16 protein-coding genes and 1 riboswitch are annotated in these 17,575 nt (G+C 44.5%); of the genes, 3 read left to right on the plus strand and 13 right to left on the minus strand.

The window, feature by feature from the left end:
• On the plus strand, window positions 1–91 hold a 91-nt coding region (locus tag KJS58_RS18805; RefSeq protein ID WP_213531749.1), incomplete at its 5' end, for an IS3 family transposase.
• A 116-nt stretch (window positions 92–207) separates the two neighbouring features.
• Here KJS58_RS18805 and KJS58_RS18810 read toward each other — a convergent pair.
• The 10 genes from KJS58_RS18810 to KJS58_RS18855 form a co-directional block, all read right to left on the minus strand.
• On the minus strand, window positions 208–591 hold the full coding sequence (locus KJS58_RS18810) for a sensory rhodopsin transducer (protein WP_213534798.1): 384 nt from the start codon (window positions 589–591) through the stop codon (window positions 208–210).
• A 36-nt stretch (window positions 592–627) separates the two neighbouring features.
• Entirely contained in the window at window positions 628–1,800 is a 1,173-nt protein-coding gene (locus KJS58_RS18815) for a rhamnogalacturonan acetylesterase (protein WP_213534800.1), read from the minus strand.
• Window positions 1,801–1,832: 32 nt separating this feature from the next.
• Window positions 1,833–2,276, minus strand: coding sequence for a helix-turn-helix transcriptional regulator (locus KJS58_RS18820; RefSeq protein WP_213534802.1), 444 nt, complete (start codon window positions 2,274–2,276; stop codon window positions 1,833–1,835).
• Window positions 2,277–2,617: 341 nt separating this feature from the next.
• Window positions 2,618–3,880 carry an SGNH/GDSL hydrolase family protein gene (locus tag KJS58_RS18825; protein WP_213534804.1) on the minus strand — a complete coding sequence of 421 codons (1,263 nt, stop codon included), beginning with the start codon at window positions 3,878–3,880 and terminating at the stop codon, window positions 2,618–2,620.
• A 128-nt stretch (window positions 3,881–4,008) separates the two neighbouring features.
• Window positions 4,009–4,287 (minus strand): hypothetical protein, encoded by a 279-nt coding sequence (locus tag KJS58_RS18830; protein WP_213534806.1) that lies wholly within the window; start codon window positions 4,285–4,287, stop codon window positions 4,009–4,011.
• A 15-nt stretch (window positions 4,288–4,302) separates the two neighbouring features.
• Window positions 4,303–5,175, minus strand: coding sequence for an inositol monophosphatase family protein (locus tag KJS58_RS18835; protein ID WP_213534980.1), 873 nt, complete (start codon window positions 5,173–5,175; stop codon window positions 4,303–4,305).
• Between the two features lie 145 nt (window positions 5,176–5,320).
• The gene (uvsE, locus tag KJS58_RS18840; RefSeq protein ID WP_213534808.1) at window positions 5,321–6,322 is read right to left on the minus strand and encodes a UV DNA damage repair endonuclease UvsE; all 1,002 of its coding nucleotides are present in this window, start codon (window positions 6,320–6,322) and stop codon (window positions 5,321–5,323) included.
• A gap of 83 nt (window positions 6,323–6,405) precedes the next feature.
• On the minus strand, window positions 6,406–6,729 hold the full coding sequence (locus KJS58_RS18845; protein ID WP_213534809.1) for a hypothetical protein: 324 nt from the start codon (window positions 6,727–6,729) through the stop codon (window positions 6,406–6,408).
• An 84-nt stretch (window positions 6,730–6,813) separates the two neighbouring features.
• Window positions 6,814–7,908 carry a D-alanine--D-alanine ligase gene (locus tag KJS58_RS18850; RefSeq protein ID WP_191800274.1) on the minus strand — a complete coding sequence of 365 codons (1,095 nt, stop codon included), beginning with the start codon at window positions 7,906–7,908 and terminating at the stop codon, window positions 6,814–6,816.
• Between the two features lie 134 nt (window positions 7,909–8,042).
• Window positions 8,043–9,089 carry an amidase domain-containing protein gene (locus tag KJS58_RS18855; protein ID WP_249717631.1) on the minus strand — a complete coding sequence of 349 codons (1,047 nt, stop codon included), beginning with the start codon at window positions 9,087–9,089 and terminating at the stop codon, window positions 8,043–8,045.
• Between the two features lie 214 nt (window positions 9,090–9,303).
• On the opposite strand from KJS58_RS18855, the gene acnA reads away from it, so the two are divergent.
• Entirely contained in the window at window positions 9,304–12,030 is a 2,727-nt protein-coding gene (acnA, locus tag KJS58_RS18860) for an aconitate hydratase AcnA (RefSeq protein WP_213534811.1), read from the plus strand.
• A 105-nt stretch (window positions 12,031–12,135) separates the two neighbouring features.
• Here the strand turns inward: acnA and KJS58_RS18865 are convergent, their stop codons facing one another.
• The 3 genes from KJS58_RS18865 to KJS58_RS18875 form a co-directional block, all read right to left on the minus strand.
• Window positions 12,136–12,990, minus strand: a complete 855-nt coding sequence (locus KJS58_RS18865; RefSeq protein ID WP_213534813.1) for a manganese catalase family protein — start codon at window positions 12,988–12,990, stop codon at window positions 12,136–12,138.
• Window positions 12,991–13,100: 110 nt separating this feature from the next.
• The gene (thiC, locus tag KJS58_RS18870) at window positions 13,101–14,882 is read right to left on the minus strand and encodes a phosphomethylpyrimidine synthase ThiC (RefSeq protein ID WP_213534983.1); all 1,782 of its coding nucleotides are present in this window, start codon (window positions 14,880–14,882) and stop codon (window positions 13,101–13,103) included.
• Window positions 14,883–15,180: 298 nt separating this feature from the next.
• Window positions 15,181–15,291, minus strand: a riboswitch (TPP riboswitch).
• Window positions 15,292–15,408: 117 nt separating this feature from the next.
• On the minus strand, window positions 15,409–16,158 hold the full coding sequence (locus KJS58_RS18875) for an IclR family transcriptional regulator (protein ID WP_213534815.1): 750 nt from the start codon (window positions 16,156–16,158) through the stop codon (window positions 15,409–15,411).
• 410 nt (window positions 16,159–16,568) lie between these two features.
• Here KJS58_RS18875 and KJS58_RS18880 point away from each other — a divergent pair, with 410 nt between their 5' ends.
• Window positions 16,569–17,567, plus strand: a complete 999-nt coding sequence (locus tag KJS58_RS18880) for an alpha/beta hydrolase (protein WP_213534817.1) — start codon at window positions 16,569–16,571, stop codon at window positions 17,565–17,567.
• Window positions 17,568–17,575: the final 8 nt, after the last annotated feature.

Consider the following 17,575-nt stretch of genomic DNA (forward strand, 5'->3'; position numbering starts at 1 on the left):
ATATATGAACTACTACAACACAAAACGATTGAAGGCAAAATTAAAAACGAGTCCGGTACAGTACCGAACTCGTTTTACCCAAGCTGCCTAATGAAATAACCGTGTCTAACATTTAGGGGTCACTTCACTGGAGGGCGGTTCTTTTTCGTATGATAAAGTATTCGTCTTAGAGAAACAAAAACAGAAACCTTGATTCATTCTTACCCCCTATACGGGATAAGCCATTACACTCATGAGTGCCAGTTCAGGCTGAGATGTATCAAGCCTGCTGTACTGAACAATAATGGGAATATCACTTTCCACAATAAGTGCATAAGGCACACCAAGCGGTATAAACTCCCCATCCGCCTGAAGGCTGGCCGTCCTGATGTGAGAAGTTCGCCTTGCAGATACCCTAATCACATTACACTCGAGCGGATCGCGATCTTCAAAAAAGACAGTAATCCGTAGATTCGCATCTTGTCTTCCTATATTTAGGACACAAATACTTTCATGACTTTCAAGCGCACCGCTGCTCTGCGGAGGAATGTATCCATCTGGAATTACCCATACGGTGTTACCTTTTGCGGCTTCCGGTCTAATTGAACTCATCCTCGTATCTCCCTTCAAATAGGTTTATTTCCGCTATTACCTGTCTCTCAAAGCTTCCGGTGAACGCAAAAACATAGTCAGCGGATGAATTGCGAGTTCAGCTATAGAGGCGGCTACAATTCTAGCCATTCTTTTTGCCCCGTACTGCGAGAAATGTGTATTATCTTCTACTCCAGCAGGAAAATGAATATATTCGCCAGGCCAAGCCCACAAGAAATCGAGTTTACTGCCTTCCACCCCAGCTTGTTCAAATACGATCTTGCTGCGAGCAGCGAGATCAATCAAAGGAACATTCTCCTTTTCTGCGAGTTCTTTCATAGCAACAATATAATCCCCATGTGTGTCCATGAGGGTTCCATCTTCGTTAAAGTATCTGCGCTGTACAGGAGTAATCAGAACCGGATGAGCTTCGCGCTCTCGAGCTGCCAGAGTATATTTACTCAGATATTCCTGATAGGTTGTAAACGGCTTCGTTCCTCTTAGTACATCTGATTTCTCATCATTATGACCAAACTGAATAAAGAGAAAATCTCCGGCTTTGATGTTAGTTAGTATCCCATCCAGCCGTCCCTCTTCGATGAAACTTTTCGTACTGCGTCCCGAATGTGCATGATTATCTACCGCCACATCATGTTTGAAAAAGGATGGCAACATCTGCCCCCATCCCGCATAGGGATAGCCTGATGCAGGCTGATCACATACCGTAGAATCCCCAGCAATATAAACGGTAAGCGTCTCATTCGCTTCCATTACTTCGAGTGCATTAATCCTCGGAGCAGGACCGGAAAAAGAAAGTCGTAACGGTTCACCTTCACGAACAACAACACTGAATTTTTCTTCAATCCATTGCCCAGGCTGGGTATGAACAGGCGGCATCATGAGTCTGCCTTCACCTGCCCGAATCTCAGTAATCGATTCGGTATTGTTGTCGCCCATTAACGTATGAACACGATATGTACCGGGCGGAACATCGAGGATAAAAGCCGCATGAAGCGGAATGCAAAAACGGTCTTGAAGTGTTTTTTTAATAGTAGAAGCCTTCTTAGATGAAGCAAGATCCGTTTGCTCCTGTGAACGATCTCTCCCATACACTCGGTCTATGGATTCAAATCCATAACCAAGTTCCGCATGATACAGCGTATCCGGAAGAACCCCAGTATAGCCTTCTGCTGCCGTTCCAGGTCCAAAATCAAATTTATAATGAATCATGAAGTGACCTCATCTCCTTCATCTTATAACCTTCATCTCGCTCTGCTTCGATAATCCGAGGGAGTAACCCCTGTCCACTTTTTAAACACTTGACTGAAATACTGCGGATTCCTTCCAAAGCCAAATGACTCTGCAAGTTCAAAAATTTTCGCATCCTGATCTTTGTGCCGCATGTAACTGCATGCCTGCTGTATCCGATATTGATTGAGATATTGAGAGAAGCCGATTCCTGTAATTCTCTTAAATACTTTTCCTAAATAGTCCGGATTCATATACAGCTTATGTCTAGCAATGGTATTTAATGAAATGTCCGAATCTGCATAATGACGATGAACAAGTTCCAAAAGCTGATAGACGATCATCGACTGTCTACTGACTGCTTCCATATTTTTTTCTTTTGAGAGAGGTAAAGACGTATCTAGTAATGAATAGGCTGATCCTTGACTCATATGTTCCATTTGCAGTAAATCGTTCATGTACAAACGCGCCTCCTTTTAAGGAACAGTACATTAGTGTACAAACATTCTCTGCTGCCCTTCTGATGAAGCCAAACATTAATTATCTACCTAAAATAAATTGTAAGCGTTTTAAATTGTAAACAAAAAAAGAAACTTAATTACCTCCTCCATCTGTTTTGCATTTGGAAAAATAACAACTTACCACATTTAAATCTGTGTTGTTCTTTGAATTTCTTTATTTTGATTATAAACCCAATTCCTGTATATTGTACAGTTTGGATTTGATGAAAGTGAAAAAAGGTTACCCCCAGGGGTAACCACTCAGAGATAACCTTCCTTCAATACTACCACGCTAAAATTTAAGGATTGATAAAGACCGTTTTTAATTTGGACTGATACTGGACATCAAAACCAAGATTTTCTGCAACTAGGGCAAGAGGCACATAGGTTTTGGATTCTTTACCGACTTTTTGTAAGAAGGCTGGTGTTGCAACTGGAATCGATTGATCATTCACAAGTACGGTCTTTGATCCCATTTTAATTTCTACCGTTTTCGTACCATATGTGATTTTCGTAGATTTCGTCTGATTATCCCATTTGGATTCTGCGGATACGGCTTCTACAATATCCTGAATCGCAATATAGTTCTGATTATTTTTAAGAACAGGTTTATAAGGAGTAGCAAGCTGCTTACCGCTCACGAAAATATTCATCGGCTCCTCCCGATCAGGTATCTGAAGCTTTACATAATCTCCCCAGATCACTTTAGCGAATACCTCAGCGATGGCTTCATATCCATATTGATTGGGATGAAAGTCACGATGCCTGATCATATGGGTCATCGTTCCCTCTCCTCCCACAAACTCCTTCGCCACATGAGCGACTTTTATACGAACTCCCTGTTCGTTCAGCTGGGCTGCCACCGTATCCACCGTATCTGTAAATAAAGCGGCTGCACCCATCAGCTTGTTGTATAGAGCTTCATTGCCCACTTTGGGGAGGGGCTGATACTGATCTGCAATCACAAAGAGAGCATCTTCGTTTAAGGCATGCAGATCATTTACTGAAGCGGTTACCTGCTCCGAATAACGACTCAGCAGTTCCTTTACTCGCTCACTCAGCTGAGCATCTGTGAGACTTTCCCCTGTAACCAGTAACTCCGATACATCATTTCCGCCGATCGTAATAGCGATGACATCCGCTTCGGTAACTTCGGTCTGAATCTGCTTTATCTGATCTGTAAAATCTCCAACCCTTGGGTCAGGCAATGCTTCCTGAATCGCTTCAGAAGATTTCTTCTCTCCCTTAGCAATCGCATCTGTAAACTGAAGAAGGCCTGATGTTTTCAGTCCCGCGATGCCGTAGTTACTAACTTTGGTACGTCCATGCAGCAGGGCTTGCTCTTCCAGTCGTTCAACGTAACCATAAGGACTTGTTTTAAAATCTTCCATTCCCGGCTCAAAACCGACAGTAATGGAATCTCCCAGCGTTACAATGCGATATTCCTTCGTTATTTCCTGTGCCTGTGCAGACAATGGTCCTGTTCCTAAAAGGAATCCAATCGCGATAAGCGATACAGAACATGTCCGCACCTTATTTTTAATGCTAGTCCACTTCAACATAGATGATATGTCGCCCCCTTTTTATAATTCCTTATTTTACCACCTATGCAGGACTACGGGTACAAATAAAAAAGAAGTTCTCTCTTCACCTTAAGAGAGAACTTCTTCTGAATTTGTTAAGCACTTCTTTATTTTTCTGTTTCTGAATCTTTCTTTTCAGCCAAAGGTTTGTTGGTGGAAGAATGCTTGGTTTTTTCCATATAGGCGTCATAACGATCGTCTACTTCTTTAGCCATACTGCGATATTTTAACGTTTCTTCTACGATCGGATCCAGCTCTGTCTGAATTCGGATCTCGTATTTAGGAGAGACCTGTTCCCGCTCTCTTTTCTCAGGATCTCCATAATCCGGTTCACCGTCCGTAAGCATATCGCTCAGCTTTTTCTCAAGTTCATGTGAATCTGGCATATCTGCATTCCTCCTTCACTTGTCTTCTGCGATACCTGTGGCTTTCGCTTCTTTCAGGACAGTAATCAGTTCGTGATGCAGCTTTCCATTACTTGCTGTAACATGGCGCACCGACAGATCATAAGGATGCCCTGCTGCGCTTGTTACCATACCACCTGACTCCTGAACGAGTAAGGCACCTGCTGCGATATCCCATGGGTTAAGTCCAATCTCTGTATATCCGCTCAGTCTGCCTGCCGCAACATAGGCAAGATGCAGTGCGGCAGATCCGCCTGCTCGTAAATTACGGACTTTGGGAGCCAGAGCCTGCACTGCTGCCATATTCGTAGGCAAGGCAAAGCTTGGGTCCGGCGGAAAACCGACGGCTATAAGTCCATCGGAAAGGTGCTCTTCTAAAGAGACTTGCATACGGTTTCCATGTACATAAGCCCCTTTTCCTTTTTCAGCTACAAACAACTCGTCTCGGATGGGGTCATAGATCACGCCTACAATGATCTCTCCGTGATGTGCGAGCGCAATGGATACGGAGAAAAATGGAAATCCATGAACAAAGTTCGTTGTTCCGTCTACCGGATCTACAATCCATAGAAACTCCTCATCTTTTACCGCTTGCAAAGCAAGATTAGAAGCATCCGGGCCCGGCTCTACGCCTTCTTCACCAAGAATAGCATGGTCCGGAAAATGAGTCAGAATTAATCGGCGGATCATTTGCTCCGCCCCTTTATCCACTTCCGTAACAAGGTCCTGCTCGGAATATTTTGTCGACATCTTCAGATTGGAACCGACTTTGCTCTTAATCCATTCCCCTGTTTTCGCAGCAGCATTAATAGCAACAGCTGTATAACTCTTACTTGAAACTACATAAGGAGTCTTCTGATTTTCATTCAAAACAATCACACTACTTTCCTCATTTCTAAGAGAACACCATGTTAGAAAATATTCAATTTGCTTACTCTTGCTTACTATAGTAACGTTTCAGGAGCATATCGGTTACCCACAAAAGTCCTGATTCACAAAATTGTACGAATTGGGATCAGGGCGTTACACGAATGGTAGCTCCATCTAGAATTTCGATACCTTCCCCCGTTAAAGTCTTAAATGCATCCATAAGCGCAAATAACGCTTCGTCCTTACGTTTTGCTTCAATCATCACATCAAGAAACGGCGTATCCTTCGCAATCTCTCTTAAAAAAGTAAGCAGTGGTTCCAGCTCCACTCCATCTGCATGACTACGGATGTCTTTTTCATTCTTAGGACTCGAAATATGGACTTTAGGAGCTAAAGGAGTCTCTGGTAGAGTATCAGCCTGAGCGAAAGGAGTGGTCCAGGTAGCCTGAATCTCTTCCCACAACTCCCAAGGTTTCTCTCCATCATTATTTACCCACTGGTGGTGAATATCTAAAACCATGGGAAGACCTGTTTTCTTGCAAACCTCAAGAGTCTCCACCGCGTTAAATGTCTTATCATCATTCTCCAGTGTCATTCTTTCCTTGATATCGGATGCCAAGGCACTAAAATTCTCTATAAAACGTTCAGCCGAGCGCTGTTTATTACCATAGGCTCCGCCGATATGTATATTGTTCTTCGCCGTAGCATTCAGCCCCATGGCACCCAGCATAGATTTGTGATGCTGCAGATCACGGATCGAACTTGCCAAAACGTCCTCACGCGGTGTACTAAGCACCGTAAAATGATCCGGATGAAAGGATACTCTCATCTTGTGCTTTTTCACAAAATCGCCTACCTCCCGAAAGGATGGGGTTAGCGCTTCAAACGGGTTCCAGTCCTGCAAATCTGCATGTGTGGCCAGCGGGATCAGTTTCGAAGAAAAACGGTATACCCAAATCTGATGAGCGAGGTTGTGCCTAAGTAATCTTAATGTGTTATGTAAATTTTCGGCAGCGATACGCTCAAGTTTGCGAATGGCTGCCTCTCGATCTCCCATTTTATTAAAACTAGCCATTGTCATCGTCTTCGATGGAGAAGCATTGTTTACAAGGACAGACATAGCTACATAACCGAAGCGTACGATCATAGGATGAGTCCTTCCTCTCACAGTAACCTTAATAGTACAGATTATACCCGTAAGAGACTTGTTAAAACCCTGTTCCTTCTGCTTCAGCTCTTCGTTTGTTCTCCAAAGAACATTTCATAAGCAAGCTTTGTCTGAATTCGTGACTCTTCTTCTGTAAGCTTACGCTCGAGAATCATCTCAACCTCGGTCACTTCTTGATTCTGAAAGTTAATTTCTGCGATGCAGCCTACAATTTTCACTATCGCGATCGCCACGTTATCTGGGGTATACGCAATTACTTTTTGCCCTGTAGGAAAGACGCGCAAGCCCTGTTTCACCATTTTACCTCTTCCGTATTCTAGAAGCTCGTACAGCTCTTGTTCACTTTTAAACTTACATACTGAATTAAACTCGGTCTGAAATCCCATGACTTGTCCTCCCCTTCCATTCTCTTATTTCCTTTTTCGTTATAGCAAAAAGGGGAAGTCATCGCTCCCCTTCTCGCTTACATCTTATTTATTATTTTCGTATTGCAATGCTTGTTTCAGTTCATAACGTTCCAAGGCAAGCTCGATCATACGATCAAGAAGCGCCTTATAGGATATACCTGTTTCCCGCCACAACAGTGGATACATACTGAATGGGGTAAATCCAGGCATTGTATTCACTTCATTGATAAGAATCTTTCCATCCGAACGGCGAACGAAGAAGTCTGCACGAGTAATCCCGTTTCCTTCAATCGCCCGGAATGCACTCAGTGCTGCTTCGCGAACTTGATCTGCTTTCTCTTCATCAAGAGGAGCCGGGATCAGCATTTCGGATTGTCCATCCGTGTACTTCGCTGCATAATCATAATAATCGCTGGAAGATACGATCTCGCCCGGAACGGAAGCAATTGCTTCTTCATTACCAAGTACGCTGACTTCCACTTCTCTTGCATCGACGAACTCTTCTACGATGACTTTGATATCATAGCGAAGAGCATAATCAACTGCTTCGATCAGTTCTTCCCGATTGCGTGCTTTAGAAATACCTACACTTGAGCCAAGATTCGCCGGTTTAACGAACATTGGGTATCCAAGCTGGCCTTCCATATTCACAATGAGTTCATCGCTTGAACGTTTCCACTGAATATGATTAAAGTAAGCATACTCACACTGCTCAATACCCGCCTGTGCAAATAACTTCTTCATCGTTACTTTATCCATGCCGGCAGCAGATGGCAGTACGCCTGCACCTACGTATGGCATATCAGCCATTTCGAAAAGTCCTTGAATTGTACCATCTTCACCATACGTGCCATGCAAGAGCGGAAACATAACATCGATTTCACTCTCGCCGCCGTATAGACGGCTGAATAACGTATTCAGTGCATCTCGAGTATCCTCGGGATTACCCTTAAGTTTTAGTGCATCTACGCTTGCAGGCGGAGCTGTAAGCATATTTCCTTTTGCCCATGTCCCCTGCTTCGAGATATAAAAAGGAACGAGCTCGTATTTGTCATAATCAAAAGCACTTGTCACAGCAAATGCAGTCTGCAGGGATACTTCGTGTTCCCCTGATTTACCACCGTATACAATACCTACGGTCATTTTATTCTGTACCATGCCTTACCTCCGGTTTCTATTAAACGGATAGGTCTTGGAGAAAGTTAAACATTCGTTAAGAAGATATCGTATCCGCCAAGGCCCACCGTATCTATGCCAGCAGTATATTCATCAAGGATGATGATCGTTCCGTATTATGTTCCTAGCGTATCAGAGATATGAAAAAAACGGTATCTGGTCGCAGTTGTCCAAGCATAAGAATCCTTATAGTCCCAGTAGCGATGCCGGCTGCTGACTGTGTTTGCATTCACGAGCGGCATTCCTCCCGCATCAAACCCTGTCACTATGGTGCTGTGCTGGTATCTACCATCACCATCCCAATCATAAAAAATAACATCCCCGAGCTGAAGTTCACTCGGACTGTCAACAAGGGTTGCAGTAAGACCCGTACGAGCATGAGCTAAGTAATTCTGCAAACTATGAGAAACGGCCCAGCTAAAGCTCCATAATTCTCTTCCACCTACGTAACCTCTATACCACCAGCCTGACTCTCTCCTACCAGTATAGTTGATCGGCGCTCCCCCTGCAAAGAGACATTGAGAGATATAATTGGTGCAGTTCACATCAAATTCCTCGAACTCGGGATTACCCGAATCCCACCACCTGTCTGCATAGGCTACCGCATCCTCTCTGCGATAACGAGAAGGCCTTGCCGGAATGCCGGGATATAATAATTCTCTATTTAAAAGCGGTTTGTTTAAGGCGAAGCTATTCTCATCGCTCATTGAATCTCCTAGAATAATTGGTTTACGTTCAGGGACATCATGAACAATACTCGAAATGCCCCAGCGGCCTTGTTGTTTGTAAAAAGTAAGCCGCTCTTTTTCAATCCGATCCTCCCTATGGGTAATACCTGACTTCATATAATAAAGGCGACGATAGAGCTGTACATCGACAACTCCTTGGTATGGCTCATTTGATAGTACCTGAAGCAGTTTGGCCCGCGTCTCGCTTCGGACAGGATGAGATTCACGTTCATGATACCACTGCTCTAACAAAAGGAGCCGCTCCGCCCTCTTCTCGAGTATCGCCACATCTGCAATCAACGGCTCATGATGTGGTTTACAGCTGATTTCGCAAGCATTGTAATCATTAACATAGGTGTATAACGCATGATTCCATTCACGTTCCACGCCTTTTTCTCCCCTTTCCCATGCCCCTAGCCATTGCCAACGTTCCAAGCTCCCTTTTCTTTCATCTATATGACAAAGTATCCCAGGGTATGTACGGGTCCTGAGCACATCAACCCTGAAAAAACCCTTTACGAACAAGTTTGAAAACGGTATACTAAACTCAAAAGTTCGTTTTTGAAATAGCGTTTCGTACAGTGAAACAAACGACGATGGACCTGTGGAAATGAACTCATCCGAATACTATCAATTAGGAGGTACATGCATGTCTCAAAAGAACCATTTCTCTGCTGCAAGTTCGCTTGAAGTCGGGGGCAAAACGTACCGTTACTACAGCCTCAAGTCTTTGCAAGATCAAGGTCATGGCGATATCTCTAAACTTCCCTTCTCTATTAAAGTATTACTAGAAGCTGCCGTTCGTCAGTTCGATGGCCGCGCAATTACAGAAGAACACGTAAGCCAGCTTACAGGCTGGGCTGAAGGCAAAGATAACAATAAAGAAATTCCATTTATTCCTGCACGTATTGTATTGCAAGATTTCACCGGTGTACCGGTTGTTGTCGATCTCGCTGCGATGCGTGATACGGTGAAAAAAGCAGGCGGCGACCCTAAAAAAATCAATCCGCTTGTCCCTGTTGACCTCGTTATCGACCACTCGGTTATGGTTGATGCTTACGGAACAAACGATGCGCTGGATTATAATATTAAAGTGGAATTTGAACGTAACGAAGAACGTTATCGCTTCTTGCGCTGGGCGCAAACGGCATTTGATAACTTCCGTGCCGTTCCGCCTTCCACAGGGATCGTTCACCAAGTTAACCTTGAATATCTCGCTTCTGTGGCCGCTACCAAAGTGATTGACGGTGAAACAGTAGTATTCCCGGATTCCCTCGTTGGTACAGACTCCCATACCACGATGATTAATGGTCTTGGCGTTGTTGGCTGGGGCGTTGGCGGTATTGAAGCAGAAGCTGGAATGCTCGGACAGCCGCTATATTTTGTAACTCCTGAAGTTATTGGATTCAAACTTACCGGCAGCCTCGCTGAAGGTGCAACAGCAACAGACCTTGCACTTACCGTTACAGAAATGCTTCGTAAAAAAGGCGTTGTCGGTAAATTCGTCGAGTTCTATGGTCCTGGACTCTCTAACATCAGCCTTGCTGACCGTGCAACGGTAGCAAACATGGCTCCTGAGTACGGCGCAACCGTAGGATACTTCCCTGTTGACACAGAAACATTGAACTATCTTCGTAATACAGGTCGTCCGGAAGAGCAAATTGAGCTGGTTGAAGCATATTACAAAGCTCAAGGCATGTTCCGTACGAATCATACAGAAGACCCTGTTTTCTCGGATACCATTGAACTCGATCTAGCGTCTGTTGTACCAAGCCTTGCAGGACCTAAACGTCCGCAAGACCGTATTGAACTGACAAAAATGAAAGAGAACTGGGAAGGCATTGTACGTACACCCGTAGATAAAGGCGGCTATGGACTCAGCGATGAGAAGATCGCTGAGAAAGTATCGATTACTCACCCGGACGGTTCTAAGAGTGAACTCTCTGCTGGAGCAGTCGTTATTGCGGCAATTACGAGCTGTACGAACACTTCTAACCCGAGCGTAATGGTCGGTGCAGGACTTCTTGCTAAAAAGGCAGTAGAGCGCGGACTTACTAAACCAGGTTATGTGAAGAGCTCTCTGACTCCAGGTTCTCTCGTAGTAACAGAGTATCTGACAAAAGCAGGACTTCTGGAGCCGCTTGAGAAACTCGGATTTAATGTTGCTGGTTATGGCTGTGCGACATGTATCGGTAACTCCGGTCCACTTCCTGATGAAGTAAGCCAGGCAATTACAGATAACGACCTCACGGTTGCAGCTGTACTTTCCGGTAACCGGAACTTTGAGGGCCGTGTTCATGCTCAAGTAAAAGCAAACTACCTGGCTTCTCCGCCACTTGTTGTTGCATACGCACTGGCTGGAACCGTAAATATCGATCTTCAAAACGATCCAATTGGTTATGATACAAATAATCAGCCTGTATATCTGAAAGATATCTGGCCTTCTTCTGCGGAAATTCAAGAAGCAATTAACGTTTCCTTGAACAGAGACATGTTCCGCAATAAATATGCTAATGTCTTTACAGCGAACGAACGCTGGAATGCCATTGAAATTCCAGAAGGCGAACTGTATGAGTGGGATGAGAACTCCACTTACATTCAGAATCCTCCGTTCTTTGAAGGTCTCGGTGACGAGCTGAATGACATTCAAAATATCCGTGATGCAAATGTTCTAGCTCTCTTGGGTGATTCCGTTACAACGGACCATATCTCTCCTGCAGGGAATATCTCTCCATCGAGTCCTGCTGGATTGTACCTGAAAGAACATGGTGTTGAGCGTAAAGACTTCAACTCGTATGGTTCCCGCCGTGGTAACCACGAAGTTATGATGCGCGGTACTTTCGCAAACATTCGGATTCGTAACCAAGTTGCACCTGGTACAGAAGGCGGAGTAACCACCTACCTCCCAACCGATGAAGTAATGTCCATCTACGATGCTTCCATGAAGTATCAAGAAAAAGGCAGAAACTTAGTCGTGCTTGCAGGTAAAGAATACGGTACAGGAAGCTCCCGTGACTGGGCAGCAAAAGGTACCCTTCTGCTCGGCGTGAAAGCTGTTATCGCAGAAAGCTTTGAACGGATTCACCGCAGTAACCTCGTAGGTATGGGCGTTCTCCCTCTTCAATTCAAAGAAGGTTATGGATGGTCAAGCCTAGGTCTGAACGGTCGTGAAACGTTTGATATCGTTGGACTCAGTAATGATGTCACTCCAGGCCAAGAACTGACGGTAACTGCTACTAGAGAAGATGGAACCGAGTTTGATTTCCCAGTGATTGCACGTCTTGACAGTATGGTGGATGTAGATTACTACCACAATGGCGGTATTCTGCAAACTGTACTTCGTCAGCTGATGCAAAATGACGAGCAAACCGTCTAAACCTTCACTTTTGAGCTTATAAAAGAAGCCGCAATTTCCTGCCTATTGGCAAGAGATTGCGGCTTCTTTGTTTTTTTGTTGCTATACTCAGTAAGTACTTTTTAACTAATGGTTCAGATCATACAGTCCTGGACTATGCATATTAGGCTGTTCTGGCAATTCAGGTACCGGGAAACCTTCCGGCGGATCAGTAACTTGAAGTTCCCCTCCATTTCGGCTTGGCGATTCCCCTGTGAAAATCTCCCCAATCCGGGTTGAATCCAATCGGAAATTAAACTGTGCATTATGGTATCCCAGGTCTACATATTTTCTGCACTCTGGATACTTATTAATATCGTAGTTAGGGATGGGGAATATTTTTCCCCAGTCTACCCCCAGGGTCTCCAGTGCTTTGGCAAAAGCATTCTGATGCGCATTATCTCTTACAATCAGAAATCCAAGGGTTTCGCGGAATGTTTTATTGGAACTCATCTCATAGATCCTTGTCTTTTGCAAAACACCAGTAGACTCTAGCACCACGTTATTAAGTAAATCAGCAGTTAGATTCCCATGATTATATACATAACTTCCAAGCCAAGGATTCCCGCCTGCATCTACAGGTAGTGAACCTTGTCCACCCATAATATAATGGTGAGGATTTGCATGACGAACAGCTTCATCAATCGGTGCCCCATCTACCCCAGCATTACCAGGGACTGCTTCTCCACTTCCGCTCAGCAGTTGATTAATGGTTTGCTGAACAAGTTCCACATGGGCGATTTCCTCAAGAAATACACCACGAATCAAATCACGATACTGGGTTGCTTTACCCCGAAAATTACTGCTCTGAAAGAAATACTGCATCATCGTACGCATTTCACCAAATTGTCCGCCAAGCGTTTCCTGAATCACTTTAGCTGCTGCTGGATCGGGCTTGTCTGGTACAATAATATTAATTAAATCTTCTTTGTAAAAATACATAGGATAGGGCCTCCTTCATTTCTGATCATTCGGATACCCTATTTTGTTCTCCCCTATCATGATTTATACAATAGAGAGTACTGCTTCATGAAATGGATAACTTTCTATTATTAAGAAGGATCTATATCAAAAGACGATACAAAGGACCGCTTATCTCGGTACTCTGCTGCTTTCTCTTGCATTCCAGCATGAACCGCCTCAGCCTCGCTTACTCCCTTTTCAGCAGCAAGATTTCGGATATCCTGAGTAATTCGCATACTACAGAACTTCGGTCCACACATTGAGCAAAAATGAGCCGTCTTTGCCCCCTCGGCAGGCAAGGTCTCATCATGATAAGACAGCGCTCGTTCTGGATCGAGCGAAAGATGGAATTGGTCCCTCCAGCGGAATTCGAATCGCGCTTTGGATAAAGCATCATCACGCCGCTGTGCTCCTATATGACCCTTCGCCAAATCCGCTGCATGTGCAGCAATTTTATAGGCGATAACTCCTTCACGAACATCATTCTTATCTGGCAGACCGAGATGCTCTTTCGGCGTAACATAACAAAGCATCGAAGTACCAAACCAACCGATCATCGCAGCACCGATAGCAGAAGTGATATGATCATAACCCGGTGCAATATCGGTTGTTAAAGGACCCAAAGTGTAAAATGGAGCTTCCTTACAAATTTCCATCTGCAGATCTACATTTTCTTTAATCTTGTGCATCGGTACATGACCCGGTCCCTCGATCATCACCTGGATATCGTGCTTCCAGGCGATTTGCGTGAGTTCCCCCAGCGTAGCAAGTTCCGCCATCTGTGCCTCATCATTCGCATCATAGATACTTCCTGGCCGCAGTCCATCACCCAGCGAGAAAGCAACATCGTAGGTCTTCATAATCTCGCATATTTCTTCAAAATGAGTATATAAAAAATTCTCCTTATGATGGGCTAAGCACCAAGCTGCCATAATCGAACCGCCTCGGGACACAATCCCTGTCATTCGCTTGGCAGTCATAGGAATATACCTAAGCAGCACCCCAGCATGGATCGTAAAATAATCAACACCTTGTTCTGCCTGTTCAATCAAGGTATCCCGGTACACTTCCCAGCTCAGCTGATCTGCTTCTCCGTTCACTTTTTCGAGCGCCTGATATAAAGGCACCGTCCCAATGGGAACAGGAGCATTACGAATAATCCATTCCCGCGTGGTATGAATGTTACGACCGGTTGATAAATCCATCACCGTATCGGCTCCCCAGCGTACCGCCCACGTCATTTTCTCTACCTCTTCCTTAATAGAAGAAGAAACAGCGGAGTTACCAATGTTTGCGTTGATTTTCACAAGGAAATTTCTTCCGATTATCATCGGCTCAGCTTCCGGGTGATTAATATTAGACGGCAGAATTGCTCGTCCACTAGCAATTTCTTCGCGTACAAATTCCGGTTCGAGCCCTTCACGAATAGCAGCAAACTCCATCTCCGGTGTGATGATCCCCCGGCGGGCATAATGCAGCTGCGTCACATTCTGACCCGATTTTGCTCGCAACGGCCTGCTTGTCTCTCCTGGAAAAACTTCGGCTGCTTGCTGAACACTTCGTTCTGACCGCAGTCCATTATCTTCCGGTTTCACGGTCCGCCCCTCATAATACTCTACATCCCCGCGCTCCCATATCCACTCATGCCGAAGTGCAGGAAGTCCTTTCGTAATATCTGCTTCATAATCGGCATCCCCCATCGGTCCGCTCGTATCATAGACACGAAAAGGTTCGTTGATCTCTACGCCTTGCGGAGTTTGTGTGGGACTGAGCTCTATTTCGCGTTCCGGGACAACAAGATCAGGCCGGGATCCTGTCTTGTACACTTTACGGCTTGCAGGAAAAGGAATGTACATCGATTCACTCCCCATTCCTTCTGTAACGCCCTCTGCTTTACTATTTTCGGTACTGCCTTGTTGCTGCAATTTCATCTTCTTCATCCTCCTTCAAAGTGGCTTACCGCCCCTGTAAAAGAATCACATGAACCTTTGCTGCAAGAAGTGTACGACAATAAAAAAAGCCGACTCCCTTAGGGGAATCAGCTTCTATACAATAGTTTGTTCCTACTCTCTCCATATCTATACACAGGCGAATTTCGAAAGTCGCGTCATGACACGGCTTCTGAAATCAGATAAGCTACCTGTTAGATGGAATCGAATAAGCTCCTAATGTTATCGCCAATTACTTCCCTACGCTGGTATGATCCAGATCAGGTGCAAAGAGTCCGGTATCTTGCGACACCATCTCAGCCCGGCCTTACGGGCTCCCCTAGTAAGTTGTTATTACGTTGTAATGATAGATCACTTCCGCCCTTGTAAAGAACGGTCTCTATTAGGGTATCTCATAAAAACGAGAAACACAACCTAATATTTACATATTCCAGCTTAATAGCTGTTGTTATCTCAGCATAAGCCCCATCTGAGCAGCGGCTCTGACAAGCACAGGTCCATATTCATGCAGCGTCTCCTGAGATAATCTGCTGACAGGTCCCGAGACGGATAAAGCTGCTGCCACATTCCCTTTACGGTCAAAAATCGGGGCAGAAACGGCGGCTGCTCCCGGCTCTCTTTCTTCATAACTTGTAGCAAAACCCAAGGCTTTAATCTCTTGAAGCTGTGCTAGATAAGTTTCTTTGTCAAAAGGAATCTGGGGATCAAACTCCCTGATTAATTGTTCCTGCTCTTCCATCGGTGCAAAAGCGACAAGTACTTTGCTCGAAGCACCTACAGATAAAGGAAGTCTGACTCCTACAGGAGCAACCCGGCGAATGGCCTGGTTGCTTTGCACAGCCTGAACACGAATACGCTCAATGCCATCCCTTAGATACAAACTAACGGTCTCTCCTAGATTATCGCGCAGCTGTTCCATTGCAGGGAGCAGCAACACGGCGGGATCATCACTTTGCGACATATGCGCAGCGAGTTCCCATATCCGAATCCCTAGCCGATATTTCTCAGTAGCGGGATTACGGATAACAAACCCTCTCTCCTCCAGAGTCGACAACAGTCGATGCACCGTACTTTTATGTAATCCAATCTTGCTGGATATTTCGGTTAGCCCAAGGTCCGTTTGACCTGTAAAAGTGAGCAGAATGTCCAGTGCCCGTTCGACCGCTCGAACAGTTGATTTGCGATCCTGATCTTCCATGGGATCCATGCTCCTTTCATGTTTCATCACGTGAAACCTGGTTACATAAATTATATGAGAACTCGTCCTTAAAGTAAAGAAAATTATTGAGAATGAATCTCATTTAGAGGATATTATCATCTTATTAAAGCCCTCTTCTCATCTTCTGAGATTAGGGCTTGCTTCACTTGACAAGTACCTTTTACTACTAGATTGTCGAATATTACATCTGTGTAACAAATCATCTTAATGGATTGACTTTGCTACTTGTAGAACATAGGATTAAAAATAATAGTAAGAGAGTCAAGAAGTGACTAATGAATAACATGTCATACTTTGTCGGAAATTTATGAGAACTCATACAATAACTAGTCCTTTAGTCGTGAGAGATCAAGTTGTATAAAATACTAACTAGAAGGAGGGGATCCTGAATGTTTCCTACATCCAAGAGCAATAGTCATCTTCAGCGAGACGTATCAACGATTCCTCCAGCAATCTCACCACGGTTGATTCGTTTTAAACATATTATTGTAGCTCTTATTCTATCCATCATATTCTTTTTTGTATTCTGCTTTATTGCCCTTCATGCCTATATTGCTTGGGTACTGTCGAATCCGACAGTAGCACCCGTATACTCAAATCCTATGCTTGCCAAAGGGATGGCTTATGAAGAAGTTACGTTTCCTGCAGTCGATGGAAGCCGGAATGTGAATGGATGGTATATTCCCGCAGAGGAAGACGGTGCAAAAAAAACCATCGTTTTGAGCCATGGATATGGTGCTAATCGGGAGGAATCTTGGATTCCTATGTATGACCTGGCTCATTACGCTCACCAGCAAAACTTTAATGTCATTATGTTTGACTACGGATTTGCCTCCCAGAACAGCCGCGGTGTTGCTACAGGAGGAAAAGCAGAGTCCAAGCAGTTGCTCGGTGCAGTACAATTAGCGAAGCAAAAGGGTGCTCAGGAAGTCGTTGTTTGGGGCTTTTCGATGGGAGCAGGTACGGCTTTACAGGCAGCTCTCGTCTCGGATGATATTGATGCTATGATCCTCGACAGCACCTTCCTGCTTGAACCAGATACCCTTTATCATAATATCCAGAATCAGATCGACTTACCTAGACAGCCGACACTACAGATTCTTACCATGTTATTTCCGATTCTTAATGGTACGAGTCTGAATTCCATACCGTATCAGGAAGTAAAAACAACAGATTATGACATTCCAATCTTGTTCATTCATGGCACACAGGATGATAAAGCTCCTTATCCTATGGCTGAACTACTCGCTAGCAATCAAACGAATCCAAATTCAGATGTATGGATTGTAGAGGATGCGCGGCACGAGCTTATCTTTAGAGAACACCCAAAGGAATATTTACGAAAAGTATCGATGTTCCTCGGTAATATACAACTAGCACAGCAATAATACAATAG

This window comes from Paenibacillus sp. J45TS6 (assembly GCF_018403285.1).
Lineage (GTDB): Bacteria > Bacillota > Bacilli > Paenibacillales > Paenibacillaceae > Paenibacillus.

What these genes read in the sequence shown, in the direction of transcription:
- KJS58_RS18825 (WP_213534804.1), bottom strand. Translation starts at nt 3,880, where the DNA reads ATGTTGAAGTGGACTAGCATTAAAAATAAGGTGCGGACATGTTCTGTA.
- KJS58_RS18815 (WP_213534800.1), bottom strand. Translation starts at nt 1,800, where the DNA reads ATGATTCATTATAAATTTGATTTTGGACCTGGAACGGCAGCAGAAGGC.
- KJS58_RS18875 (WP_213534815.1), bottom strand. Translation starts at nt 16,158, where the DNA reads ATGGAAGATCAGGATCGCAAATCAACTGTTCGAGCGGTCGAACGGGCA.
- KJS58_RS18845 (WP_213534809.1), bottom strand. Translation starts at nt 6,729, where the DNA reads ATGGGATTTCAGACCGAGTTTAATTCAGTATGTAAGTTTAAAAGTGAA.
- uvsE (WP_213534808.1), bottom strand. Translation starts at nt 6,322, where the DNA reads ATGATCGTACGCTTCGGTTATGTAGCTATGTCTGTCCTTGTAAACAAT.
- KJS58_RS18880 (WP_213534817.1), top strand. Translation starts at nt 16,569, where the DNA reads ATGTTTCCTACATCCAAGAGCAATAGTCATCTTCAGCGAGACGTATCA.
- thiC (WP_213534983.1), bottom strand. Translation starts at nt 14,882, where the DNA reads ATGGGGAGTGAATCGATGTACATTCCTTTTCCTGCAAGCCGTAAAGTG.
- acnA (WP_213534811.1), top strand. Translation starts at nt 9,304, where the DNA reads ATGTCTCAAAAGAACCATTTCTCTGCTGCAAGTTCGCTTGAAGTCGGG.
- KJS58_RS18820 (WP_213534802.1), bottom strand. Translation starts at nt 2,276, where the DNA reads ATGAACGATTTACTGCAAATGGAACATATGAGTCAAGGATCAGCCTAT.
- KJS58_RS18810 (WP_213534798.1), bottom strand. Translation starts at nt 591, where the DNA reads ATGAGTTCAATTAGACCGGAAGCCGCAAAAGGTAACACCGTATGGGTA.
- KJS58_RS18850 (WP_191800274.1), bottom strand. Translation starts at nt 7,908, where the DNA reads ATGGTACAGAATAAAATGACCGTAGGTATTGTATACGGTGGTAAATCA.
- KJS58_RS18830 (WP_213534806.1), bottom strand. Translation starts at nt 4,287, where the DNA reads ATGCCAGATTCACATGAACTTGAGAAAAAGCTGAGCGATATGCTTACG.
- KJS58_RS18865 (WP_213534813.1), bottom strand. Translation starts at nt 12,990, where the DNA reads ATGTATTTTTACAAAGAAGATTTAATTAATATTATTGTACCAGACAAG.